The 18,801-nt window shown below is 65.0% G+C and carries 17 protein-coding genes; 6 read left to right on the top strand and 11 right to left on the bottom strand.

The features are described from left to right. Window positions 1-53: 53 nt before the first annotated feature. The 10 genes from CAER_RS0101745 to tssA all read right to left on the bottom strand — a co-directional run bounded on the left by CAER_RS0101745 (window position 54) and on the right by tssA (window position 12,102). Window positions 54-1,289 (bottom strand): hypothetical protein, encoded by a 1,236-nt coding sequence (locus tag CAER_RS0101745; RefSeq protein WP_027233785.1) that lies wholly within the window; start codon window positions 1,287-1,289, stop codon window positions 54-56. A gap of 59 nt (window positions 1,290-1,348) precedes the next feature. Next, window positions 1,349-4,072 carry a type VI secretion system ATPase TssH gene (gene tssH, locus CAER_RS0101750; RefSeq protein WP_027233786.1) on the bottom strand — a complete coding sequence of 908 codons (2,724 nt, stop codon included), beginning with the start codon at window positions 4,070-4,072 and terminating at the stop codon, window positions 1,349-1,351. A gap of 1 nt (window position 4,073) precedes the next feature. Beyond that, window positions 4,074-5,129 (bottom strand): type VI secretion system baseplate subunit TssG, encoded by a 1,056-nt coding sequence (gene tssG, locus CAER_RS0101755; protein WP_027233787.1) that lies wholly within the window; start codon window positions 5,127-5,129, stop codon window positions 4,074-4,076. Then, window positions 5,093-6,970, bottom strand: a complete 1,878-nt coding sequence (tssF, locus tag CAER_RS0101760) for a type VI secretion system baseplate subunit TssF (protein ID WP_027233788.1) — start codon at window positions 6,968-6,970, stop codon at window positions 5,093-5,095. The genes tssG and tssF overlap by 37 nt, the downstream gene beginning before the upstream one ends. After that, window positions 6,970-7,467, bottom strand: coding sequence for a type VI secretion system baseplate subunit TssE (tssE, locus tag CAER_RS0101765; RefSeq protein ID WP_027233789.1), 498 nt, complete (start codon window positions 7,465-7,467; stop codon window positions 6,970-6,972). Before tssE ends, tssF begins: the two co-directional genes overlap by 1 nt. Next, window positions 7,460-8,263, bottom strand: coding sequence for a type VI secretion system accessory protein TagJ (locus tag CAER_RS0101770; RefSeq protein WP_027233790.1), 804 nt, complete (start codon window positions 8,261-8,263; stop codon window positions 7,460-7,462). Before CAER_RS0101770 ends, tssE begins: the two co-directional genes overlap by 8 nt. A gap of 92 nt (window positions 8,264-8,355) precedes the next feature. Then, window positions 8,356-8,856, bottom strand: coding sequence for an Hcp family type VI secretion system effector (locus tag CAER_RS0101775; protein ID WP_027233791.1), 501 nt, complete (start codon window positions 8,854-8,856; stop codon window positions 8,356-8,358). Between the two features lie 68 nt (window positions 8,857-8,924). Then, window positions 8,925-10,421, bottom strand: a complete 1,497-nt coding sequence (gene tssC, locus CAER_RS0101780; RefSeq protein ID WP_027233792.1) for a type VI secretion system contractile sheath large subunit — start codon at window positions 10,419-10,421, stop codon at window positions 8,925-8,927. Between the two features lie 15 nt (window positions 10,422-10,436). Then, complete coding sequence (tssB, locus tag CAER_RS0101785) at window positions 10,437-10,952, bottom strand: type VI secretion system contractile sheath small subunit (protein ID WP_027233793.1); 516 nt, start codon at window positions 10,950-10,952, stop codon at window positions 10,437-10,439. A gap of 70 nt (window positions 10,953-11,022) precedes the next feature. Continuing rightward, window positions 11,023-12,102, bottom strand: coding sequence for a type VI secretion system protein TssA (gene tssA, locus CAER_RS0101790; RefSeq protein WP_027233794.1), 1,080 nt, complete (start codon window positions 12,100-12,102; stop codon window positions 11,023-11,025). 183 nt (window positions 12,103-12,285) lie between these two features. On the opposite strand from tssA, the gene CAER_RS0101795 reads away from it, so the two are divergent. The 6 genes from CAER_RS0101795 to CAER_RS0101820 all read left to right on the top strand — a co-directional run bounded on the left by CAER_RS0101795 (window position 12,286) and on the right by CAER_RS0101820 (window position 16,803). Beyond that, window positions 12,286-13,134, top strand: coding sequence for a hypothetical protein (locus tag CAER_RS0101795; protein WP_245597316.1), 849 nt, complete (start codon window positions 12,286-12,288; stop codon window positions 13,132-13,134). Window positions 13,135-13,200: 66 nt separating this feature from the next. Next, on the top strand, window positions 13,201-13,620 hold the full coding sequence (locus CAER_RS0101800) for a hypothetical protein (protein ID WP_027233796.1): 420 nt from the start codon (window positions 13,201-13,203) through the stop codon (window positions 13,618-13,620). A 3-nt stretch (window positions 13,621-13,623) separates the two neighbouring features. Continuing rightward, complete coding sequence (locus CAER_RS0101805; protein WP_027233797.1) at window positions 13,624-14,241, top strand: MotA/TolQ/ExbB proton channel family protein; 618 nt, start codon at window positions 13,624-13,626, stop codon at window positions 14,239-14,241. 167 nt (window positions 14,242-14,408) lie between these two features. Beyond that, window positions 14,409-14,819 carry an ExbD/TolR family protein gene (locus tag CAER_RS0101810; RefSeq protein ID WP_027233798.1) on the top strand — a complete coding sequence of 137 codons (411 nt, stop codon included), beginning with the start codon at window positions 14,409-14,411 and terminating at the stop codon, window positions 14,817-14,819. Then, on the top strand, window positions 14,816-15,223 hold the full coding sequence (locus tag CAER_RS0101815; RefSeq protein ID WP_027233799.1) for an ExbD/TolR family protein: 408 nt from the start codon (window positions 14,816-14,818) through the stop codon (window positions 15,221-15,223). Before CAER_RS0101810 ends, CAER_RS0101815 begins: the two co-directional genes overlap by 4 nt. Then, window positions 15,223-16,803 (top strand): DUF4384 domain-containing protein, encoded by a 1,581-nt coding sequence (locus tag CAER_RS0101820; RefSeq protein WP_027233800.1) that lies wholly within the window; start codon window positions 15,223-15,225, stop codon window positions 16,801-16,803. The genes CAER_RS0101815 and CAER_RS0101820 overlap by 1 nt, the downstream gene beginning before the upstream one ends. 396 nt (window positions 16,804-17,199) lie before the next feature. Here CAER_RS0101820 and CAER_RS0101825 read toward each other — a convergent pair whose 3' ends face one another. Then, the gene (locus CAER_RS0101825; protein ID WP_027233801.1) at window positions 17,200-18,702 is read right to left on the bottom strand and encodes a caspase family protein; all 1,503 of its coding nucleotides are present in this window, start codon (window positions 18,700-18,702) and stop codon (window positions 17,200-17,202) included. Window positions 18,703-18,801: the final 99 nt, after the last annotated feature.

Below are 18,801 nucleotides of genomic sequence, written 5' to 3' on the forward strand. Positions count from 1 at the left end.
CCTGTCTGCGGCCCGGCCGGCTTTGGGCCGGGCCATTGCTTTGCCGGTCCCGATCAGGCGACCGCCTTGCTGACGTTGTCCACCAAGGTCTTCACGGTTTTGATTGCCCCCATCAGTGTGGTTGCTTCCGAAGCAATCGACATCTTGTCCAGTTCCTTGAGTTTCTGGATCGTGGTCTGGTCGTCGATCTTCATGCCGTTGCCCTCCATCAGGGCCTGCATTTCCTCCAGAAAGGCCTCGCGGTCCTTCAGCTTGGCAGCCAGTTCACTGGCGGCGCGTTTCAGCGTCATGCATTCGGCGCCCAGCTTCACCCCCTCTTTCAGGGTCTTCGACGCGCGCACCTTCTTCATCAGCTTGTCCGCCGAAACGCCCAGGCTGTCGGTCTTGTTGCGCGTCTTGGTGGTATGCTCGCGGTAGGCTTTGCGGGCCTTCTCAGCGTCATTCACCTTGGCCGAGATCCCTTTGACCGTGGCATCCAGCAGGTTCTTGGCGATGGACTTGGCATCCTTGCCCTTGGTCACCTCATCCCCCATCGCCAGCGCCTTGGCGGTCAGCTTCTTGATCGCCTCAATCGGCTTCTTCACCGAAATGCCGGAGGTGTCGGTGATCCCCTGCCGCTCCGCCGCCTGCATCAGAACGGTGCCGCGCAGGGTGATATAGGCCTGGATCCCGGTATACAGGTCCTTGCGCAGCTTGGCCTCGTTCTTGAGCTGCTGATTAATCTCCATCCCCAGCTTCACAACCTCGACCACGATCGTTTTGTAAGAGGTCACATCCGCGCCGGAGGTCGCCACCAGCTTGGCCACGGAGCCTGCGATCTTGATCGTGCCCAGCCCCACCTTGAGCGTGGTCTTGACGCGCGCCTCCTTCAGCAGCTTGTCGCCCTGGGCTTCTTTCTTAAGCCGCGCTTCGATGGCTTTCTGGGCGGCACCTTCCGCCGAATCCATCGCGTTCTTGATCGAGGCGTTGGTCGCCTGGATCATCTTTTCCGCTTCTTTCTGCGCCGCCGCCCCGGGCGTCTCCATCAGCTTGCCGACCTTGGCGTCCAGCTTCACCGCCTCTTCGGTGATCACCTTCTCATAGCGCTCCAGCTCGGCCATGCCGGCTTCTTCCAGGCGCTTCAGTTTGGTCGACGGCGCCGGATCCGGCTTTTTCAGCGTGCCCTTGGTGGTGACTTCAAGCTCCACATCAACCCGGTATTTCGGGATCTCGATGTAATTCAGCTTGGGTTTGGACCGCACCAGATCGACGACATAAAACTTGTGCTTAACGGTTGTTGTCTTGGCCATCAGGTCTCTCCCTTGTGACTCTTTAATTTAAATACGGGTGCCGGCTGCCCGGCACCGCGTCACTCGAATGAATATGAAAACTCACCGCCGGTGACGCCGATCTCGACCTTCTTGACCTCCGTGCCCGCCATCAGGCGGCGCAGGAACTCGTTGGAGATATCCGGCAGCATCGAATTGGTAACGATGGCGTCGATCATCCGGCCGCCGGACTCCAGCTCCTGGCAGCGCTCGACAATCTTGTCGACCACAGCGTCCGAATAGGTCACCGGCACCGAATGCGCCTCCTCGACCCGCTTCTGGATGCGGCCCAGCTGCAGCTTGGTGATCTCCGCGATCATGCCGGGCGAAAGCGGGTAATAGGGGATCGTCACCAGACGCCCCAGCAGCGCCGGCGGGAACACCTTCAACAGCGGGTCGCGCAGGGCTTTCGCCATCCCCTCCGGCTCCGGCATCAGGTCGGGATCGGAGCACAGGTCCATGATCGTCTCGGTGCCCACATTCGACGTGAGCAGGATCAGCGTGTTCTTGAAGTCGATGATGCGGCCTTCGCCGTCTTCCATCACGCCCTTGTCGAACACCTGGAAAAAGATCTCATGCACATCCGGATGCGCCTTCTCAACTTCATCCAGCAGCACCACGGAATAGGGTTTGCGCCGCACCGCCTCGGTCAGCACCCCGCCCTCGCCATAGCCGACATAGCCCGGAGGCGCCCCTTTCAGCGAGCTGACGGTATGGGCCTCCTGATATTCGGACATGTTGATGGTGATGACGTTCTGTTCGCCGCCATAGAGCACCTCGGCCAGCGCCAGCGCGGTCTCGGTCTTGCCGACGCCGGAGGTGCCGGCCAGCAGGAATACCCCGATCGGCTTGTTCGGATTGTCGAGGCCTGCGCGGCTGGTCTGGATGCGCTTGGCGATCATTTTCATCGCGTGGTCCTGGCCGATCACCCGTTTCGCCAGATGCTCCTCCAGGTTCAGAATGGTTTCGATCTCATCCTTGACCATGCGGCCCACCGGAATGCCGGTCCAGTCGCCCACCACCGACGCCACCGCCTGGTGGTCCACAATCGGCAGGATCAGCGCGCTGTCGCCCTGCAGCGCCTCCAGCTCAGCGTTCTTGTCCTTCAGCTGCTGCATCAGCTTGGCGCGTTCATCCTCCGTCAGCGGGCTGCCGGCGGCGCCCTCCGCCGCGTCGTCCCCGGCATCCCCGGCAGCATCCACGGGCGCGGCCCCCTCCCGGAGCTTGGCGCGCAGGTCCAGAATGCCTTCGACCACCGCCTTTTCCTTGTCCCAGCGCTCGGTCAGCCCGGCCAGCCGTTCCTCCTCGGCGGCCTTGGCGGCCTCCACCGCCTCGCGCCGGTCGGCGACCTCATAGCCTGCGGTCTCGTCGCGGCCGATGATCTCCAGCTCGGTGGTCAGCGCCTCGATCCGGCGCTGGCTGTCATCGACCTCAGCCGGAACCGCGTGCTGGCTCACCGCCACGCGGGCGCAGGCGGTGTCCAAAAGGCTCACCGATTTGTCGGGCAGCTGCCGCGCCGGGATATAGCGGGCCGAGAGGCTGACGGCGGCCTCGATCCCCTCATCCAATACCTGCACCCGGTGGTGCTGCTCCAGCATTGAGGCGATGCCGCGCATCATCAGCACCGCCTTTGGGATATCCGGCTCATCGACCTTGACCACCTGGAAGCGGCGGGTCAGCGCCGGGTCTTTCTCGATGTATTTCTTGTACTCGGCCCAGGTGGTGGCGCCGATGGTGCGCAGGGTGCCGCGCGCCAGCGCCGGTTTCAGCAGGTTGGCCGCGTCGCCGGTGCCGGCCGCGCCCCCTGCCCCCACCAGCGTGTGGGTTTCATCGACAAACATCACAATCGGCACCGGGCTCGCCTGCACCTCGTCAATCACCTGGCGCAGGCGGTTCTCAAACTCGCCCTTCATGCTGGCCCCGGCCTGCAGCAGCCCCACGTCCAGCACCAGCAGCCGCACATCATGCAGGGCCGGCGGCACATCACCGCGCGCGATCCGCAGGGCAAAGCCTTCGACCACTGCGGTTTTGCCGACACCCGCCTCGCCGGTCAGGATCGGGTTGTTCTGCCGCCGACGCATCAGGATATCGACGATCTGGCGGATTTCCTCGTCCCGGCCCACGATCGGGTCGATCTCGCCGTTGCGGGCCTGCTCGGTCAGGTCGGTGCAGAACTGCTCCAGCGCCTCGCCCTTGCCCATCGCGCCCGGCGCCATCGAACCGGACGCCTCGCCCGGCTCCGCGCCGCCGCCGGTCACGTTGGAGCCGTCCTGCGCCCCCAGCGTTTCCTCGGGCGAGCCATCGGTGGCGTCATGGAAATTATCCGCCAGATCATCAGCGCCGATCTTCGCCAGCTCCGGCGACATGGCCGACAGGATGTTGCGCAGCGCCGGCGTCTTCAGCATCCCCAACAGCAGATGGCCGCTGCGCACCTGGCCCGAGGAATACAACAGCGAGCCCCAGACCCAGCCGCGCTCCATCGCATCCATCAGATGATCGGAGAGGTCGGAGATGGTCGAGGCCCCGCGCGGCAGCATGTCCAGCGCGCGGGTGAGTTCGGTGGCGATCTTGCCCGCATCCAGATCGTAATGCTGGATGATCCGGTGCAGGTCGCTGTCCTGCTGCGCCAGCAGCTGATGCATCCAATGCACCAGCTCGACATAGGGATTGCCCCGCATCTTGCAGAACACGGTTGCGCTTTCAACGGCCTGGTACCCCAGCTTGTTCAGCTTGCCAAACAGCGCCACGCGGCTGATCTCGGTCATCTCAAATCCCTCCCTCTACTCGCTCTTCAGCCCCGGCGCCAAATCCCGGGTACAGGTACAAATCATTCACGTCCGGCTGGTCCGCATCCGGATCGGGGCGCGAGCGGATCCAGCTGGTGTGCCCCAGCCGGGTGGTACCGCCCAAGCTTGCCCGCGGAACCTCATCGCCCGCGAGCACCAGGTTCACATCCCAGTCCAGCACATCGCCGGCATATGAGCGCACAATGGCGCGCAGCCGCTTCAATGCCTCCCCGCCTGGCAGCAGCCGCTCGTAATCTTTCAGCGTCAGCGGCCCGATGCGGATGCGGAACTTGGCGGTGCGGCTCCACACCTTGTTGCCGATGCTGGTGCTGTGCCCCAGCCCGCCATAACCCAAGCCCCAGCGGTCGTCCGGCTCCAGCTCCAGCCAGCTGCCGACAAATTCCTCCAAGGAGACCGGCACCTCGAAAAACGCCGCCAGGATCGACACCAGCCCTTCCGGGTTTTTCGCGCCGCGGGCCAGGTGGCCGGCAAAATGCAGCTTGGCCAGGTCCGGCATTTCGTCCCGGCCGGCGAACTTGAAGCCGTTATAGCCGATCAGCGACGCCACCTTGCGCGCCATCGGGTCATCGGCCCGGTCAAAACTGACCGCGGGCGAGCCCTGCGTCCAGGCGCGGTACAGCAGGCTCATCAGCCGGTGCGTCAGCATGTCGGCAAAGGCCACCATCGTCGGGTCGCGGTGGTTGCGTTTGCGGTCTCGGGCGTATTCCGTCAGGTGCAGCGGCAAGGGGCCTTGCGGCCCGAACAGGCCGAAAAAGCGGTTGGTCAGCACCGCGGGCTTGTCCCCTTCGGCAGGTTTGAAAGCGGCAATGGTCGAGGGCGGAAACGCCAGTTCCGCCTCCTGCCCCAGCCGCAGCTTGTCCTCGCGCGGGCGGCGGCTTTCGCCAAGGCGGGGGGCGTCGCCGAAATGCGCCTCCAATACCCTCAGGGCCTGAAAAACGTGGTGTTTCTCAGGCTCCATGGCCAGCTGGCCGTAGTGGCTCAGATCATCCGGCCAAGGCCCTTTTCCGGTCGCCATCTGGCAATTTCCCCGCGTTTTTCGGTTTTCAGGACGGTCTCCGTGAACGAATTGATGCTGGCATAGCCGCGGAAGAACCGCTCCAGCACGGCCCCCAGCGCATAGATGTTGCTGCCCTCGAAAAAGCTCTCGTCAAAGCCCAGCGTGATCTCCAGTCCGCGCACTGCGGTCGACAGAATCTCATCGCTCATCCGCCGCACGATGGGCCGCGCGCCGACCGACAGGATGCCCTCCAGCTGCTTTTCGGTCACCCGGTCGCCCAAAGGCGCATAAAGCCCCACCAGCTCGCGCAGCGCCTCCGCCGACTGGCCCTTGCCGGTTTCGGCAATCGACACGTAATTCAGGCTGAGGTGGGAAATCAGCCGCCAGGCGGTATCCCCCTGCGCCAGCGTCGGATGCGGGCGGGTCGGCGACACCGGCAGCGTCACCTTCTTAACCGGCCCGCCTTCGGGCAGGTGGAAGACATCGTCATTGCCGGTGGCCAGCAGCATCGGCAGGTCGCGGTTGGTGCACAGCGCAGTGACCGCCAGCTGCTCCAGCCCGGGCGAATAGGGCACCTGCGACCGGTCCACCAGCGTCAGAAACACCTCCGACCCCAGATAAGAGCTGCGCACTCCGCGCAAACGCTCCTTTTCCGAACGCTGCCGCATCCGCCGCTTGACCGTGTAATAGGCCGGGTGGCTTTCGCCCGCAGCGGTGAAATCATTGGCGGAATAGAACGGGCGGAACACCACATCGTCCTCCCCCTCGCCGCTGATCCCGACCACGCTTTGCAGGGCGTAAACCTCAAAATCCAGACCGGCGGTGCGGTTCGGGATCACGTGGTGCTCCGTATCTATCGGCGCAATCCGCACCCGGTCGCAGCGTTTTTCGAACAGGTTCACCGCGGGCACCGCGTTCAGCTGGAACACTTCCGGGACCACAATCGGGGCAACTTCGGACATGCCCTCGCGCAGCAGGATATAAAGATCCACCTCATTGCCGGCGGATTTCTCCAGCCCTGCCCGCAGCCCCTGCAGCTCAACAAAGCGGAACCGCTCCGGCATCGCGAAATATTCCTGCAGCAGGCGGTAGCCGTCATAGACCCGGCGCGGCAGCGGCAGCAGCGCCTCCTCCGGGCTGAACCCCTTCTGCACAACCTTGGCGCCGCGCAGCGGCAGCTGCCAGTCCGCCCGCCGGTCGGTGGAGCGCGCCACGATGCCCTGCACCTGGGTGCACAAAAGCTCCAGCAGCGGCCAGCTGTTGCCCGCCGCGCCGGACAGGTACAGCGACAGCTTGTCCATCTCCAGCTTGCTGATCGGGTCGCCGTCGATCCGCTTGATGCGCAGCCGGATGCCCGCCCGCGCGTCATAGCCGGTGGCCACGCCCGCCGCGACCAGCTCGCCACGCCCGTCGATATACTGCGCCTCGGTGATCCCGATCGGCCACATGGTCAGATCGGCAGCAGTGCGGAACTCGCAGGGCGTCTGCTCGCCTTCGGTCAGCCGCGACCGCAAAGTGGAGCCGCGCGGCAGCACATAGCCGCTTTTCACCGCAGAGTTCGCCGCATCCGGCTCAAACGCCGCGATCATCATCGACGGAGTCGGCGCCAGGTAATGCGGATAGATGATCTCCAACAGGTTCGAGGTGAAATTCGGATACTGCAGCTCCAGCTCCAGCTGCACCCGCGCGGTCAGAAAGGCGGCGCCCTCCAGCAGCCGCTCCACGTAAGGGTCAAGAACCTCAACCCCTTCCATCCCCAGCCGCGCGGCGATCTTGGGATAGGCGGCGGCAAATTCCGCGCCCATGTCGCGCAGATAATTCAGCTCGTTTTCGTAATGGGTCAGCAGCCGTGTATCCATCACATGGCCCTTTCCATCTCGACTTCGCCGGTGGTCAGATCGACCTTGCTGCGCAAGTACAGCTCCAGCGGCATCGGCTGCGCCCACATGTCGGCGCGGATCTCCAGCCCCACGGTCATTTCGGTGGCGTCGGTGCCCTCCTGCAGCCGCACATCGACCGACCCGTCGATGATCCGCGGCTCATACGCGGCAATCGCCTGCTTGATCGACCGCCGGATCGCCTCCGCCTTCTCAGAGGTCGAGGCCTCACCCGCCACTTCCACCAGCCCGTAGTTCAGCACCGACGCCGACACCGACGGGTATTTCTCCGCATCGAAATGGCTTTCGACATTCTGGGTGTTCAACAGCCAGGACAGATCGCGCTGAATGATTTCCCGCAGCCGCACCAGGTCGATCACCCGGCTCTCGCGGGTTTCCTTCAGATCGCCAGGTGCATTGTCGGTCAGCCGGTCCAGCAGCGACGGCTGCAGGCGCTCGGCCAGTGTCTTGTCAGCCATTTTCTACGCCGTGCCCATCCATCCGGAGTGTGCGCACATCCATGATGGCAATATCCTCTTCCCCGATTGTCAGCAGCCGCTGGCCCAGACCGGTATAGGTTTCCGCGCCGGCATCCTCCCACACGGTGGCGCGCGCCAGCATCGACAGCCCATCGGCCTTCTCGCTGCCCGGGTAGCGGGTCGGGATCATCGCCGCCACAGCGCCGCCGCCTGCCAGCGTCAGCGTGCCGGCGGTCCAGACAGCGTCGCGCAGGTCGCTTGGCTCCTCCGCCTCGAACGAGACGATCTGCGCAAACGGCAGCCAGTAGTATTTGCCGTTAACAATTGTCTCCAGCACCGGGCCCAGCCGCATGTCGGCATCCGCGATCCATTCGAACCGCTTGCCGTTGATCTCGCCCGGGCTGGCAGGTGCGGCCTCAAACGCCTTGGCGCGCAGCTCTGCGGCTTCCTTGGGATTGCCCTGCGCCAGCAGTTTCTGCGCCTCGATCAGATGCGCCAGCCATTCCTCCGGCTCGCCCAGGATCAGCGGCGACTTCTCTCCCGCAAACACCTTCTCGCGGTAGACCTCGCAGATGATTGCCTCGCGGTAGGCCTGCGCCATCACCGTGGCGCCTTCATCCAGCCCCGCCGCCGCCTTCAGCTGGGCAATTGCCCGGTTCCAGTCGCCCAGCACGCACAGCAGCTGAAACAGGAACACCCGCAGTTTCGGATTGCTGGCGTCCGCCCTGATCTTGGCCTGCAGCGCCTCCAGCGCCGCCCTGGGATCACCGGCTTTCAGATGCTCTTCGGGTGTCATGGGGCTCTACTCCGCAACTAGGACTGGATGCTGGAAATACGTCAGAAAAAACGGACCCCGGGCGCAAACACGCCCGGGGCCAGCCAAAGGAGTTACTCGACCTTGCCGGTCTGCACATTCCACTTGAAGGTGCCCTCGGTGGTGAGTTTACCGGTTTTCTGGTTGGTCGACTTGTACTCATGCTCCAGCGAGGCATAGGCCAGCGACCAGGTTTCTTCCGGAATGCCGTCTTCGCTGGCGGAGATGGAATAGCTGTCCACCACCACATCCTTGAACTTCCAGATCGAATAGACCAGCAGGCCCTGGCTGGCGCTGTCACCCGAACGGCACCAGTGCATGGTGATTTCCGGGCGCACGGTGCCATTGGCAACCGACAGCGCCAGATCGTTGGACGCCTTGCCCATCTGCGACGTCAGCTCGACTTTGCCGAAGTTGGAATTTGCGTGCATCCGCTGGGTCGAGCCCAGGTCGGTCATTTCAACAGCGCGTTCAACATTCCAGCTCGCGGACTGGACGACGATCCATTTCTTGTGCTGTTCCTCGGTCGCGTCGCCTTCGATGTCCGAGATGTGTACGAACATATTTGCAGCCATTTTTCTATCCTTTCAAAAACTAAGAACTCTACTGCAGTATGATGGGTTTGAGGCTGGGGAGTGGGAAATCAGCCTCCTTTTTCCGAGGGCAGTTTCGATACCAGCCGCAGCGAGACGGAAAGCCCCTCAAGCTGGTAATGCGGGCGCAGGAAAAATTTCGAGGAGTAATACCCCGGATTGCCCTCGACCTCTTCCACAACCACTTCGGCTGCGGCCAAAGGCTTGCGCGCCTTCTCGTTCTCCGAGGAGATATCCGCGTTGAAGTCAACATAGTTGTTGATCCAGTCCTGCAGCCAGGACTCCATGTCCTGACGGCTTTTGAACGAGCCGACCTTGTCCCGCACCATGCACTTCAGATAGTGCGCGAACCGGCATGTGGCGAACAGATACGGCAGCCGCGCGCCCAGATTGGCGTTGGCGGTGGCGTCCGGATCGTCATATTCGGCCGGCTTGTGCAGCGATTGCGCCCCCATGAAGGTGGCGACATCGGTGTTCTTGCGGTGGATCAGCGGCATCATGCCATTCTTCGCCAGCTCCGCCTCGCGCCGGTCGTCGATGGCAATCTCGGTCGGGCATTTCTGATCGACGCCGCCATCGGTGGTCGGGAAGGTATGGCTGGGCAGGTTCTCCAGCGTGCCGCCGCTTTCCACCCCGCGGATGCGCGAGCACCAGCCGTACATCTTGAACGAACGGGTGATGTTCACCGCCATGCCGTAGGCCGCGTTGACCCAGCCGTATTTCTCGCTTCCGGCTCCCGCGGTGTCTTCCTCAAAGGCAAATTCCTCAACCGGGTCGGTCTTGGAGCCATAGGGCAGACGGCCCAGGAAACGCGGCATCGCAAGACCCACGTATTTCGCGTCTTCGCTGTCCCGCAGGGACCGCCACGCGGCATATTCCGGGGTCTGGAAGATCTTGGTCAGATCGCGCGGGTTCGACAGTTCCGCCCAGCTGTCCATCTGGAACAGCGTCGGCTTGGCGCCGGTGATCAGCGGCGCATGCGCGGCGGCGGCGATCTTGGACATCTCGCCCAGCAGCTCGATATCCGGCGGCGAATGGTCGAAGTGGTAGTCGGCCACCAAGGAGCCATAGGGTTCGCCGCCCAGCTGGCTGAATTCTTCTGTATAGATCTTCTTGAAGATCGGCGACTGGTCCCATGCCGTGCCCTTGAACTTCTTCAGGGTCTTCGACATCTCCTTCTTGGTGATCGGCATCACCCGGATCTTCAGCTGTTCGTCCGTTTCGGTGTTGTTGACCAGGTAATGCAGCCCGCGCCAGGCGCTTTCCAGCTGCTGGAATTCCTCGTTGTGCAGGATCATGTTCACCTGCTCGGTCAGCTTCTTGTCGATCTCCGACACGATGCTCTCGATCGAGCGCAGCGCGTCGTCGGAAATCAGCGCAGAATTTGCCAGCGCCTGTTCAGCCAGGGTCTTGACCGCGCTTTCGACGGCGGTCTTGGCCTGGTCCGACTTGGGGCGGAATTCCTTCTGCAGCAGGTTGGCGAATTCGGCAGAGCCAAAGGCGGCTTCACCGGCAGCGGCTTCCGCCTGGAGTTCTTCTTCAGCCATCTTTGTCCTCCCCTTTTATTCTTCGCTCTCGGCGTCACCGCCGGGTTTCGGCTGCGCGGCCAGGGTTTTCAGCAGGCTCGGATCCTGAATGATCTTGGAGATCAGATCCTCGGCGCCGGTCTTACCGTCCATGTATGTCATCAGGTTCGAAAGCTGGGTGCGCGCTTCCAGCAGCTCGCGCAGCGGCTCCACCTTGGCGGCAATCGCGGCGGGCTTGAAATCGTCCATGCTCTCGAACGTGATATCAACCGCCAGGTTGCCCTCGCCGGTCAGCGTGTTGGGCACGGTGAAGGCGGCACGCGGCGCCATCGACTTCATCCGGTCATCGAAGTTGTCCACGTCGATTTCCAGGAACTTGCGGTCGGCAACCGCGGGCTGCTCCACTTCGGATTTGCCCACCAGGTCGCTCATCACCCCCATCACAAAGGGCAGCTGCACCTTCTTCTCGGCGCCATACAGCTCCACGTCGTATTCGATCTGGACCCTGGGGGCCCGGTTGCGTGCAATGAATTTCTGTGAACTTCCGGCCATCTAGGTCTCCTTACTCGTCTTGCTGTCACAGGCTCCGCGGCCGGACCGGCCGCAGCATGCCCCGTGTCCGTCAGTCGTCGTCGTCTTCGATGCCGCCAATGAGGTTGACGTTGTCCACCCCCTGCGGCGCCATGTCGTTCATGATGGTGAGGAAGTCGGCCCCCACCAGCCGCTTGGCCCGCTCCAGCAGGATCGGCAGCGGGCTGGAGGGTTCCGCCCGCCGGTAATAGCCGATGATCCGGTCCAGCGCGTTGGAGACATCCGCGGGCGAGTTGATCGCCCCCGGCGCCGCCGGCGCTGCGCGCCCGCCTGCAGCAGCCGGGGCAGCCGCCGTTCCGGCCTCCTCCGCCGCGCCGCCGCCGGCCGCGTCTTCTTCTTCGGCGCCGCCGTCCGCGGCACCCACATTGCCATAGGCGCGGATGCGCTTGGCGATCTGCTGCAGCAGCTTGATCAGCGCGCTCAGGTCCGGCCCCTGCCCCGGTGTCTGCTCGTCAAACACCGCGGAAATTGCCCGGACATTTTCCTCCGCCGTCTCAATGGCCGACAGCCGTTCCGCCAGGACCTCTTCGCCGCTGTCCTGAAAGGCGGCGCCGATGGTGGCTGTGTCCGGGATATGCTCCATGTCCGCGGGCGCCATCATCACGCCCTCGGCAATCTCGATATCCCGCAGCGAAAACCGCCCGAAGCCGCGGCTTTCGGTCAGCGGCGCCCGGCGCAAGGACCGGTACAAGGGCGACGGCCCCGCCATTCCGTCCGGCTGGCCGCACAGGTCCTGAATGGCGTTGATCCGCATTGTCGGATCACCGTCATCCTCATCCAGTTCGGGATGGCAGGTTTTCCAGAAGTCCTCCAGGCAGCCGCGGATATAGGCCGTGACACCGGCAAACCCGGTCAGCCCCTCGGAATGCAGCAGCGCATCCCCCAGAAACACTGCCGCGCGCAGGTCATGGCTGCGCTCCAGCACCTCCAGCGCTTTCTTCTGAACTTCGCGGTAATCCGGATCCGTGGCCTCGATCGTCTCATTGCCCACCACGGATTCTTCCCCGGGCTGCGCAGCCAGCTCCATCTCGGTGAAGGCCGGATCGTATTCGAGGTTCTCGCCGCTGGGAGCATCGTCCCCTTTGGACTGCAGCAATACTGCCGGATCCATCTAATCGCCCCCCCCCGCTGTTCTTCCGGTTTTGCGGCCTAATTAACGTAACGTCAAGCAGCCCCCCGCCCTTTTCAGAACTGGCGGTTAAGGATGTCCTAATCTCAAACTAAAACTTGACCCTAAGTGAGCCTTATCGGCATCTTAAAGTCAAATGTTTTGATACCTTTTTGCGGCGGGTGAATGATGAGTATTGAGCGCATTTCCGGCAAGGAAGTCAAAGCGATGGTTCGCGAGGGCGCGAAGAAGCGGATGAGCTTTGCGTTCTGCCTGGACCAAAGCAAAGACCCGCTTCTGATGATCCAGCCGGGCAAAAAACCGGAGACCCTGAAGAACCCGATGAAGAAGGAAGGCGGCGGGCCGCCGATGGCCTGGGGCACCTATGTGGTGCGCTCCGGCGCAATGGAAATGATCTGCGAAACCGCCCCGCAGCGCATGGTCACCGAGCTCAAGAAATTCCTCAAGCGCAACAAGCCCAAGGTCAACGTGCTGTTCTACGACGACGGCGGCAACCTGCTGGACAGCCTCAAACCGGAAAAACCCGAAGGCCAGGTGACAGAGGAGACCGCCACCGGCATTTCCGCTCCCGGCATCGACAAGAAGGCCGTCGCGCCGCTGAAACGCCGGCTCAAGCGCATTCAGCCGCGCATCGGCCTCGCCCCCGGCCCGCTGGAGCTGAAGCTCAAGCGCGCCTTGGCTAAATCCGTCAGCCTGATCAATCAGGGCCGCCTGCAGGAGGCGGAGACGATGATCCTGGTGATCGAACGCGCCGTCGCCCGCATCGGCAAGGACCGCGAGGATGAGGGCAAGGCGATGAAACGCGGCCAGCGCGAAATGGATCAGCGCAGCCTGGGCGCGCAGGTCAAGCGCGCCCAGTCGCTGCAGGCCAATGTCGCCCGCGCCCCCGGCGAGGTCCGCGGCCGCCTGGCCCGCGCCCTGCATGTTGCCGCCCGCCACCTGAAACGCCGCGACCTCGACTCCGCCCGCGATGCCATGGACCGCATCGAAAAGGCGCTGACAGCCCTGGTCTGACCCCGAACAACAGCCCGGCCCGCAGCGGTTGCGGGCTGGGCATCCCACCGGACCCCGGAGACAGTGATGCCCCTGACCCGCCTGCTGACTGCCCTCGCCCTGATCTGCCTGCCGCTCGCCGCCACGGCGGAACCCGGCGCCTTGCAGGTCGAGCTGAACAAGACCGAAGAGATCGAGAGCGGCGGCTGCCGCGCCTTTTTCCTGTTCCGCAACCAGACCGGCAAAAGCTTCGAAGGCTTCGAGATGTCGCTCGCCATTCTCGACGGCAACGGGGTGATCGACCGCCTCCTGTCAATCGACGCCGCGCCGCTGCCGGTCCAGCGCACCACCCTGAAACTGTTCGAGATCCCGGAAATCGCCTGCAGCAACATCTCCGAAATCCTGCTGCATGACATCACCTCCTGCCAGCCCCAGAACGAGGATCAGATGGATTGCTTCCCGATCCTGGAGCTCGGCTCCCGCGCTGCCGCGCCGCTGGTGAAGTAAGCCATGAGCGGCACCTGGGAAATGCTCGGCACCGGCGGCCCGGTGATTGCGCTTCTGGCGCTGATGTCTCTGCTGTCGGTCACCGTGATCGCGGTGAAACTGATCCAGCTCTGGCCGGTGCGCTCCGGCGCGGCGTCCCGCGAGCAGGCATTGGATCTGTGGAAGGACGGCGACCGCACACGCGCTCAGCTAAGCATCGAGACCGACAAATCCCCCGCTGGCCGGGTAATGGGTTACGCCATGCAGGCCCTGCAGGAGGGACTGCGCGGCCCGCTGCTGCAGGACGAGCTGCAGCGCCGCGGCAATGAGGAGGTCAGCCGGATGAACTCCCTGATCCGGCTTTTGGAGCTGATCGCCATGGTCGCCCCGCTGCTGGGCCTGCTCGGCACCGTGCTGGGCATGATTCAGTCCTTTCAAGAGCTGGAACTGGCACAGGGTGCGGCCAATGCCTCCGTCCTTGCCGGCGGCATCTGGCAGGCGCTGCTGACCACCGCCGCGGGCCTGATGGTCGCCATCCCTGCCGCTGTCGCCGCCGGTCTGTTTGCCGCCCGCATCGACGCCGCCGCCCAAGCCATCGAAAGCGCCGCCGGCCGCCTGCTGCTGATCGACGGGTCGCGCTGAACAATGCGCAGCCTTAGCATCATAAACCCCCAGGTCCGCCTGCCGGCTGTTTCACGCTCAGCCAGGCTATTGCACCCCGCCCCCATGGGGCGGCGCGATTGCGGCCCCCCGCGGGTCTCTGCGCCCCTTCGCGCTCCGTTGGCTCTGGATGGCGCCGCAGGATCGCCATGACCCTCAACCGCCCCATACGCCCCCGCGGCCTGATCTCGCTGGTGCCGATGATCGACGTCATGCTGATCCTCCTGGTGTTCTTCATGGTCACCTCCACCTATCTGAACCTCGACATGATCCCGGCGGTGGAACCCTCCGAAGGGGCAGCGGGACGCCCCCAATCCCCGGCAGGCACACTGATGATCCGCCTCGGTGCCGACGGCGTGCCGGTGCTGCGCGGCACCGCCCTGGATCAGGACACCCTCCGTGCCACTCTCGCTTCTGCCATTGTTGAGGAACCGCTCACCCAAGTGGTAATCCTGCCCTCCGGCGCCGCCCAAACCCAGGCACTGATCGCCGTGATGGACAGCGCCGCGCTGGTCGGCGTCACCCGCCTGCGCGTTCTGCGGCTGGAGGCGGCGCAATGAAGCTCAACCGCCCGGCCCGCAACCCGCACTCGGAAACCATCATCGCCCTGATCGACGTGGTGTTTTTCCTGCTGGTGTTCTTTATGCTGATCGGCCGGATGGACGCCACCGCCCCGTTCGACGTCCGCCCCGCCACCGCCGTCACCGGCCGCGACATGCCCGCAGGCGGCATTACCTTGGCGGTCTCCGCCCAAGGCGCCCTTGCACTCGACGGCGAGGAACTCTCCCGCGAGGCCCTCTCCTCTGCCCTCTCTGCCCGGCTGACAGAGGATCCGGAGCTGCGCCTGCGCATCAACGCCCACCGCGCGGCGGAGCTGCGCAATGTGCTGCCGCTGGTGGCTCAGGGCGAGGCGCTGGGATTCCGGGACGTGGTGCTGGTGGTCACCCCGGAAACAGACGGGTGATGCGCGCCACGGCCATATGGACGCTGGGGCTTGCGGCCTCCGCCCTGGTCCACGCTGGCGGCGCCGCCGCGCTGCTGATCTCGCTCACCCCCGATCCGCTGCCGCAGCAGCCCGCGCCGGAAAGCAGCCTCAACCTGCAAGCCCACCGCATCCCCCGGTCCGAGGCCGTTCCGCAGGCACCGCAAGGCGAGCAAGCCCCTGAAACCCAAGCACAAAGCCAGGGCCTTGCCGCAGGCAGCATCCCTCAGTCCGAGGCAGCGGTAAGAGACCCTGCAGCAGACCGCCTCGCCTCCGCGGCCCCAACGGCTGCCCACCTTGGCCCCGCTGCTGCACAGGTCCCGGCGGCACCCGCTGCGCAAGTCCTGCCGAACACGCTTGCCAGCACTACCGCACCTGCCGCAAACCTGCCTGACGTCCAACCGGCTGTTGCGCGGGCCCAGGTGGCGGAGCCGCAATCAGCCCAAGCGGCTCAGGCCCAGGCCGCCTTCCAGCAGGCAGCCCCGGCAGCGGCAGCCGTGCCCCCTGCCGCTGCCGCCACTGCTGCCCCAGTGCTGCTGGCCGCGGCGCAGAAGCCTTTAATGGCGCTGGCAAACACAGATGCTCCGCTGACCGCCGCCGCAACGGCCCAGCCAAACACGGCAGCCCTGCCGCAGACCCCTCCCGCCAGCCAGCCCGGTGCCGAGGCACAGCCCGTAGCCGCACCGCTGGCGGATACCATTCCGCCTTCCCGGCAAACGCCATCCGTCCTCCCGGACGCCCCCCGCATCAAGGCCGCGCTGGCGTTCCAGGGCGGATCGGGCGACATCGACCCGGTCTCCCTCGCCGCGTTTCAGGCCTTCATGCAGCCCGGCGATGCGGTGGCCAAAGGCGATCCCTTGCGCGATGGCGTCTCCGGCATCCTCGCCGCCGTCCCCTGCTCCCGCCTGCAGGCCGCCTTTGTCCCGGAAACCGCCACGCTGGAGATCCGCGGCCACCTGCCCGAGGACGGGCTGCGCAGCCCGGTCCTTGCGGCGCTGCAAGCCCAGATGGGCGCCGACATCACCGTCTCCGACCAGATGCGCCTGCTGCCCCGCCCGCAATGCGGCGCGCTGGCCGGGATTTCCAGCGTCGGCCTGCCGCAAAGCACCGACCAGATCACCAATCCGCTGCTGGTCGGCAACGACGCCCACGCCCGGGTGCTCGACTATTCCGGCGGTGACCGGCTGTTCTTCGACCTCACTGCGCCGGACTACCCCGCTTACGTTTATGTTGATTACTTCGACGCTGGCGGCGCGGTGCTGCACCTCAGCCCGAACGAGCTGGTGCCGCTGACAGAGGCCGCCCCCGAAAGCGCCCTGCGCGTCGGCGCCAAAGAGGCCGGAGACCCGGGTCTGCAAATCTCCGTCGGCCCGCCCTACGGCCAGGAAATCGCCGTCGCCTTCGCCGCCTCGCACCCGTTGTATGACGGCACCCGCCCGCTCAGCGAGCCCGCAGCGCCTTATCTTGATTTCCTGCGTACCCAGGTGGCAGCGGCCCGCACAGAACACCCTGATTTCAAAGGCGAATGGGTCTATTTCCTGATAACCACCCACGCGCCGTAACACCCAGTCCGCACCAGGAGTGCTCCCGCGCCCGCAGGCCCGCGGCTGGTGCCGCCGGACCTTGGCGGCCTTGGGCCCGGCGCTGCGCTGACGCGCAGCGCCCTCGCCCGCCCATTTCCGGGTCAGGGGCCGCGCCAGCAGCCGCGCGGCACGCGCGGTTCCCCCTTGACGCGGAAAAGGTCGGATCACCCTCGGAGCGGCGCCTTCAGGGCAAGCCTGACCTTAAGCGTTTCTCAGCAAACGGAAATCAAGTTCCGAGCTGGCAGTCCGGCAGCTCCTGGAACGCCCCGCGCTGTGCGCAGCACAGCGCCACGCCCAACCGGGACGGTGCATTTTTCAAATGCTCCTGCACGGGCGGGAGCTCTCCCCTGCCCGGCTGGATCAAACCCCGCAAATCTACTGGCAGCCGCCCGCGGCCCAGCTCTTCAGCGCCTGTTTCAGCGCGCCGCCAAAGGGGTGCTGCTTGCCCAGCGAGCGCTGCATGTTGAGGCTCAGGTAGGTGTTTCCCTGCGTGCACAACCGCTCCCGCGTCCATTGGTGGCAGCTGCTGCAGGACTGGTCCTTCCAATAGCTTTCCGGCAGGCCTTCCACCGGCGGGAACGAAGGCGACCGGGTCACTGCCTCGGCCAGGGTCAGGCCGGAAATCGCCGCCGCGTCGGTGTCCAGCGGGCTGGCATAGGTGATTGGCCCGCTTTCCGCCAGCGCCACCGCAGCCGGCGCGGGTTCGGCGGCAGCCGCCGGAGCCTCCGCGCCCGCCTGCGGGTCCTGGCCTGCGCCGGCGGCCAGAGCCGCAACCTCAGCGGCGGCCATCTCGGCAAACCGGCCCTCAGGGTACGCCATCAGATAGGCCTCATAGGCGGCCTTGCTGCCGTCGCCTTGTGCGGCCTGGAACATGGCCGTCTCGGGATCCGCCGCTGCGGCCGCAGGTGCAGGCGCAGGCTCCGCCGGAGCAACCGCAACCGCGGCCCCCGTGCCGCCGTGCAGCTCTTCCTCCATCAGGCTGGCCAGCAGCGCACGCGCCTCGCCGGCGTATTTGCCGTCGCCATAGCCGCGCAGGAACAGCATAATCTGCATTGCATCGCGCGACGCCTTGACCGAGCGCCAGATCTGCGCCTCCTCGATCTCCGCCGCGCTCATCACCGCCTCCGGCTCCGCCGCGGCAAAGGTGAAGTCACTCACCAGCGAGGACGTGTCCCAGGGCGTCTGGCTGCCGCCGCTCTGCTCCAGCACCGCCCGGCGCACCTGTTTGAAGACTTGCTCCACCGGCGCCCCCGGCACCACGATCTCGCGCGCCAGCGCCTCGGTGAACGGGCTGTTCTCGCCCTCCCCGTCCAGCGCCACATCGCCCGGCGCGGTGGCATAGGCCAGGAAGGTTCCGGTCGGCGCCTTCATCTCCGCCAGGCCGCTTTCGTTCAGATCGGCAACCGCCTTGAACGGGTTGTTGCGGCAGGCATCCAGGATCACGATATTGGTGCGGTTGCGGGCCGACGCCATCTGCCGCAGAACCGACTGCGCCTCCACCGCCATCAGGTCGAGATCGGCAGCATCCGCCAGCGCCACATCGACCGGCAGCAGGTAGTTGCTGCCAAAGCTCTGCACCCCGTGGCCGGCATAGTAGAACAGGCCGGTCGCGTCCTCCCCTGCCCCGCGCAGCTTGCGCCCGAACCGGCCGATGGCGCGCTTCATCTCGATCTGCCGCGCATCCACCGCCAGGGTGACGTCAAAGCCCAGCCGCTCCAGCGTCTGCGCCATCAGCCGGGCATCGCGCCCCGGGTTGTCCAGCGGCTGCACCGACCCATAGGCCGAATTGCCGATCACCAGCGCCAGCCGCTCCTCCGCCCAGGCAGCCCTGGCGAGGCCCAGCACCGCGGCGGCCAGCACAGCCAGCCGGATCCACATCCCGAAAATTCGCACGCTCCTGCTCCACTTCTTTGCCCCCGGCGACCGCGGCCGGGGCAGCTTCCCAATTATTAAGGGTATTTGGTTACCAAACTATCG

The organism is Leisingera caerulea DSM 24564, assembly GCF_000473325.1.
In the GTDB taxonomy this organism is placed as follows: Bacteria; Pseudomonadota; Alphaproteobacteria; order Rhodobacterales; family Rhodobacteraceae; genus Leisingera; species Leisingera caerulea.

Bases quoted from the DNA above. Each gene is read 5' to 3' on its own strand.
- CAER_RS0101745 (WP_027233785.1), bottom strand. From the start codon at position 1,289: ATGGCCAAGACAACAACCGTTAAGCACAAGTTTTATGTCGTCGATCTG.
- tssH (WP_027233786.1), bottom strand. From the start codon at position 4,072: ATGACCGAGATCAGCCGCGTGGCGCTGTTTGGCAAGCTGAACAAGCTG.
- tssG (WP_027233787.1), bottom strand. From the start codon at position 5,129: ATGGCGACCGGAAAAGGGCCTTGGCCGGATGATCTGAGCCACTACGGC.
- tssF (WP_027233788.1), bottom strand. From the start codon at position 6,970: ATGGATACACGGCTGCTGACCCATTACGAAAACGAGCTGAATTATCTG.
- tssE (WP_027233789.1), bottom strand. From the start codon at position 7,467: ATGGCTGACAAGACACTGGCCGAGCGCCTGCAGCCGTCGCTGCTGGAC.
- CAER_RS0101770 (WP_027233790.1), bottom strand. From the start codon at position 8,263: ATGACACCCGAAGAGCATCTGAAAGCCGGTGATCCCAGGGCGGCGCTG.
- CAER_RS0101775 (WP_027233791.1), bottom strand. From the start codon at position 8,856: ATGGCTGCAAATATGTTCGTACACATCTCGGACATCGAAGGCGACGCG.
- tssC (WP_027233792.1), bottom strand. From the start codon at position 10,421: ATGGCTGAAGAAGAACTCCAGGCGGAAGCCGCTGCCGGTGAAGCCGCC.
- tssB (WP_027233793.1), bottom strand. From the start codon at position 10,952: ATGGCCGGAAGTTCACAGAAATTCATTGCACGCAACCGGGCCCCCAGG.
- tssA (WP_027233794.1), bottom strand. From the start codon at position 12,102: ATGGATCCGGCAGTATTGCTGCAGTCCAAAGGGGACGATGCTCCCAGC.
- CAER_RS0101795 (WP_245597316.1), top strand. From the start codon at position 12,286: ATGATGAGTATTGAGCGCATTTCCGGCAAGGAAGTCAAAGCGATGGTT.
- CAER_RS0101800 (WP_027233796.1), top strand. From the start codon at position 13,201: ATGCCCCTGACCCGCCTGCTGACTGCCCTCGCCCTGATCTGCCTGCCG.
- CAER_RS0101805 (WP_027233797.1), top strand. From the start codon at position 13,624: ATGAGCGGCACCTGGGAAATGCTCGGCACCGGCGGCCCGGTGATTGCG.
- CAER_RS0101810 (WP_027233798.1), top strand. From the start codon at position 14,409: ATGACCCTCAACCGCCCCATACGCCCCCGCGGCCTGATCTCGCTGGTG.
- CAER_RS0101815 (WP_027233799.1), top strand. From the start codon at position 14,816: ATGAAGCTCAACCGCCCGGCCCGCAACCCGCACTCGGAAACCATCATC.
- CAER_RS0101820 (WP_027233800.1), top strand. From the start codon at position 15,223: ATGCGCGCCACGGCCATATGGACGCTGGGGCTTGCGGCCTCCGCCCTG.
- CAER_RS0101825 (WP_027233801.1), bottom strand. From the start codon at position 18,702: ATGTGGATCCGGCTGGCTGTGCTGGCCGCCGCGGTGCTGGGCCTCGCC.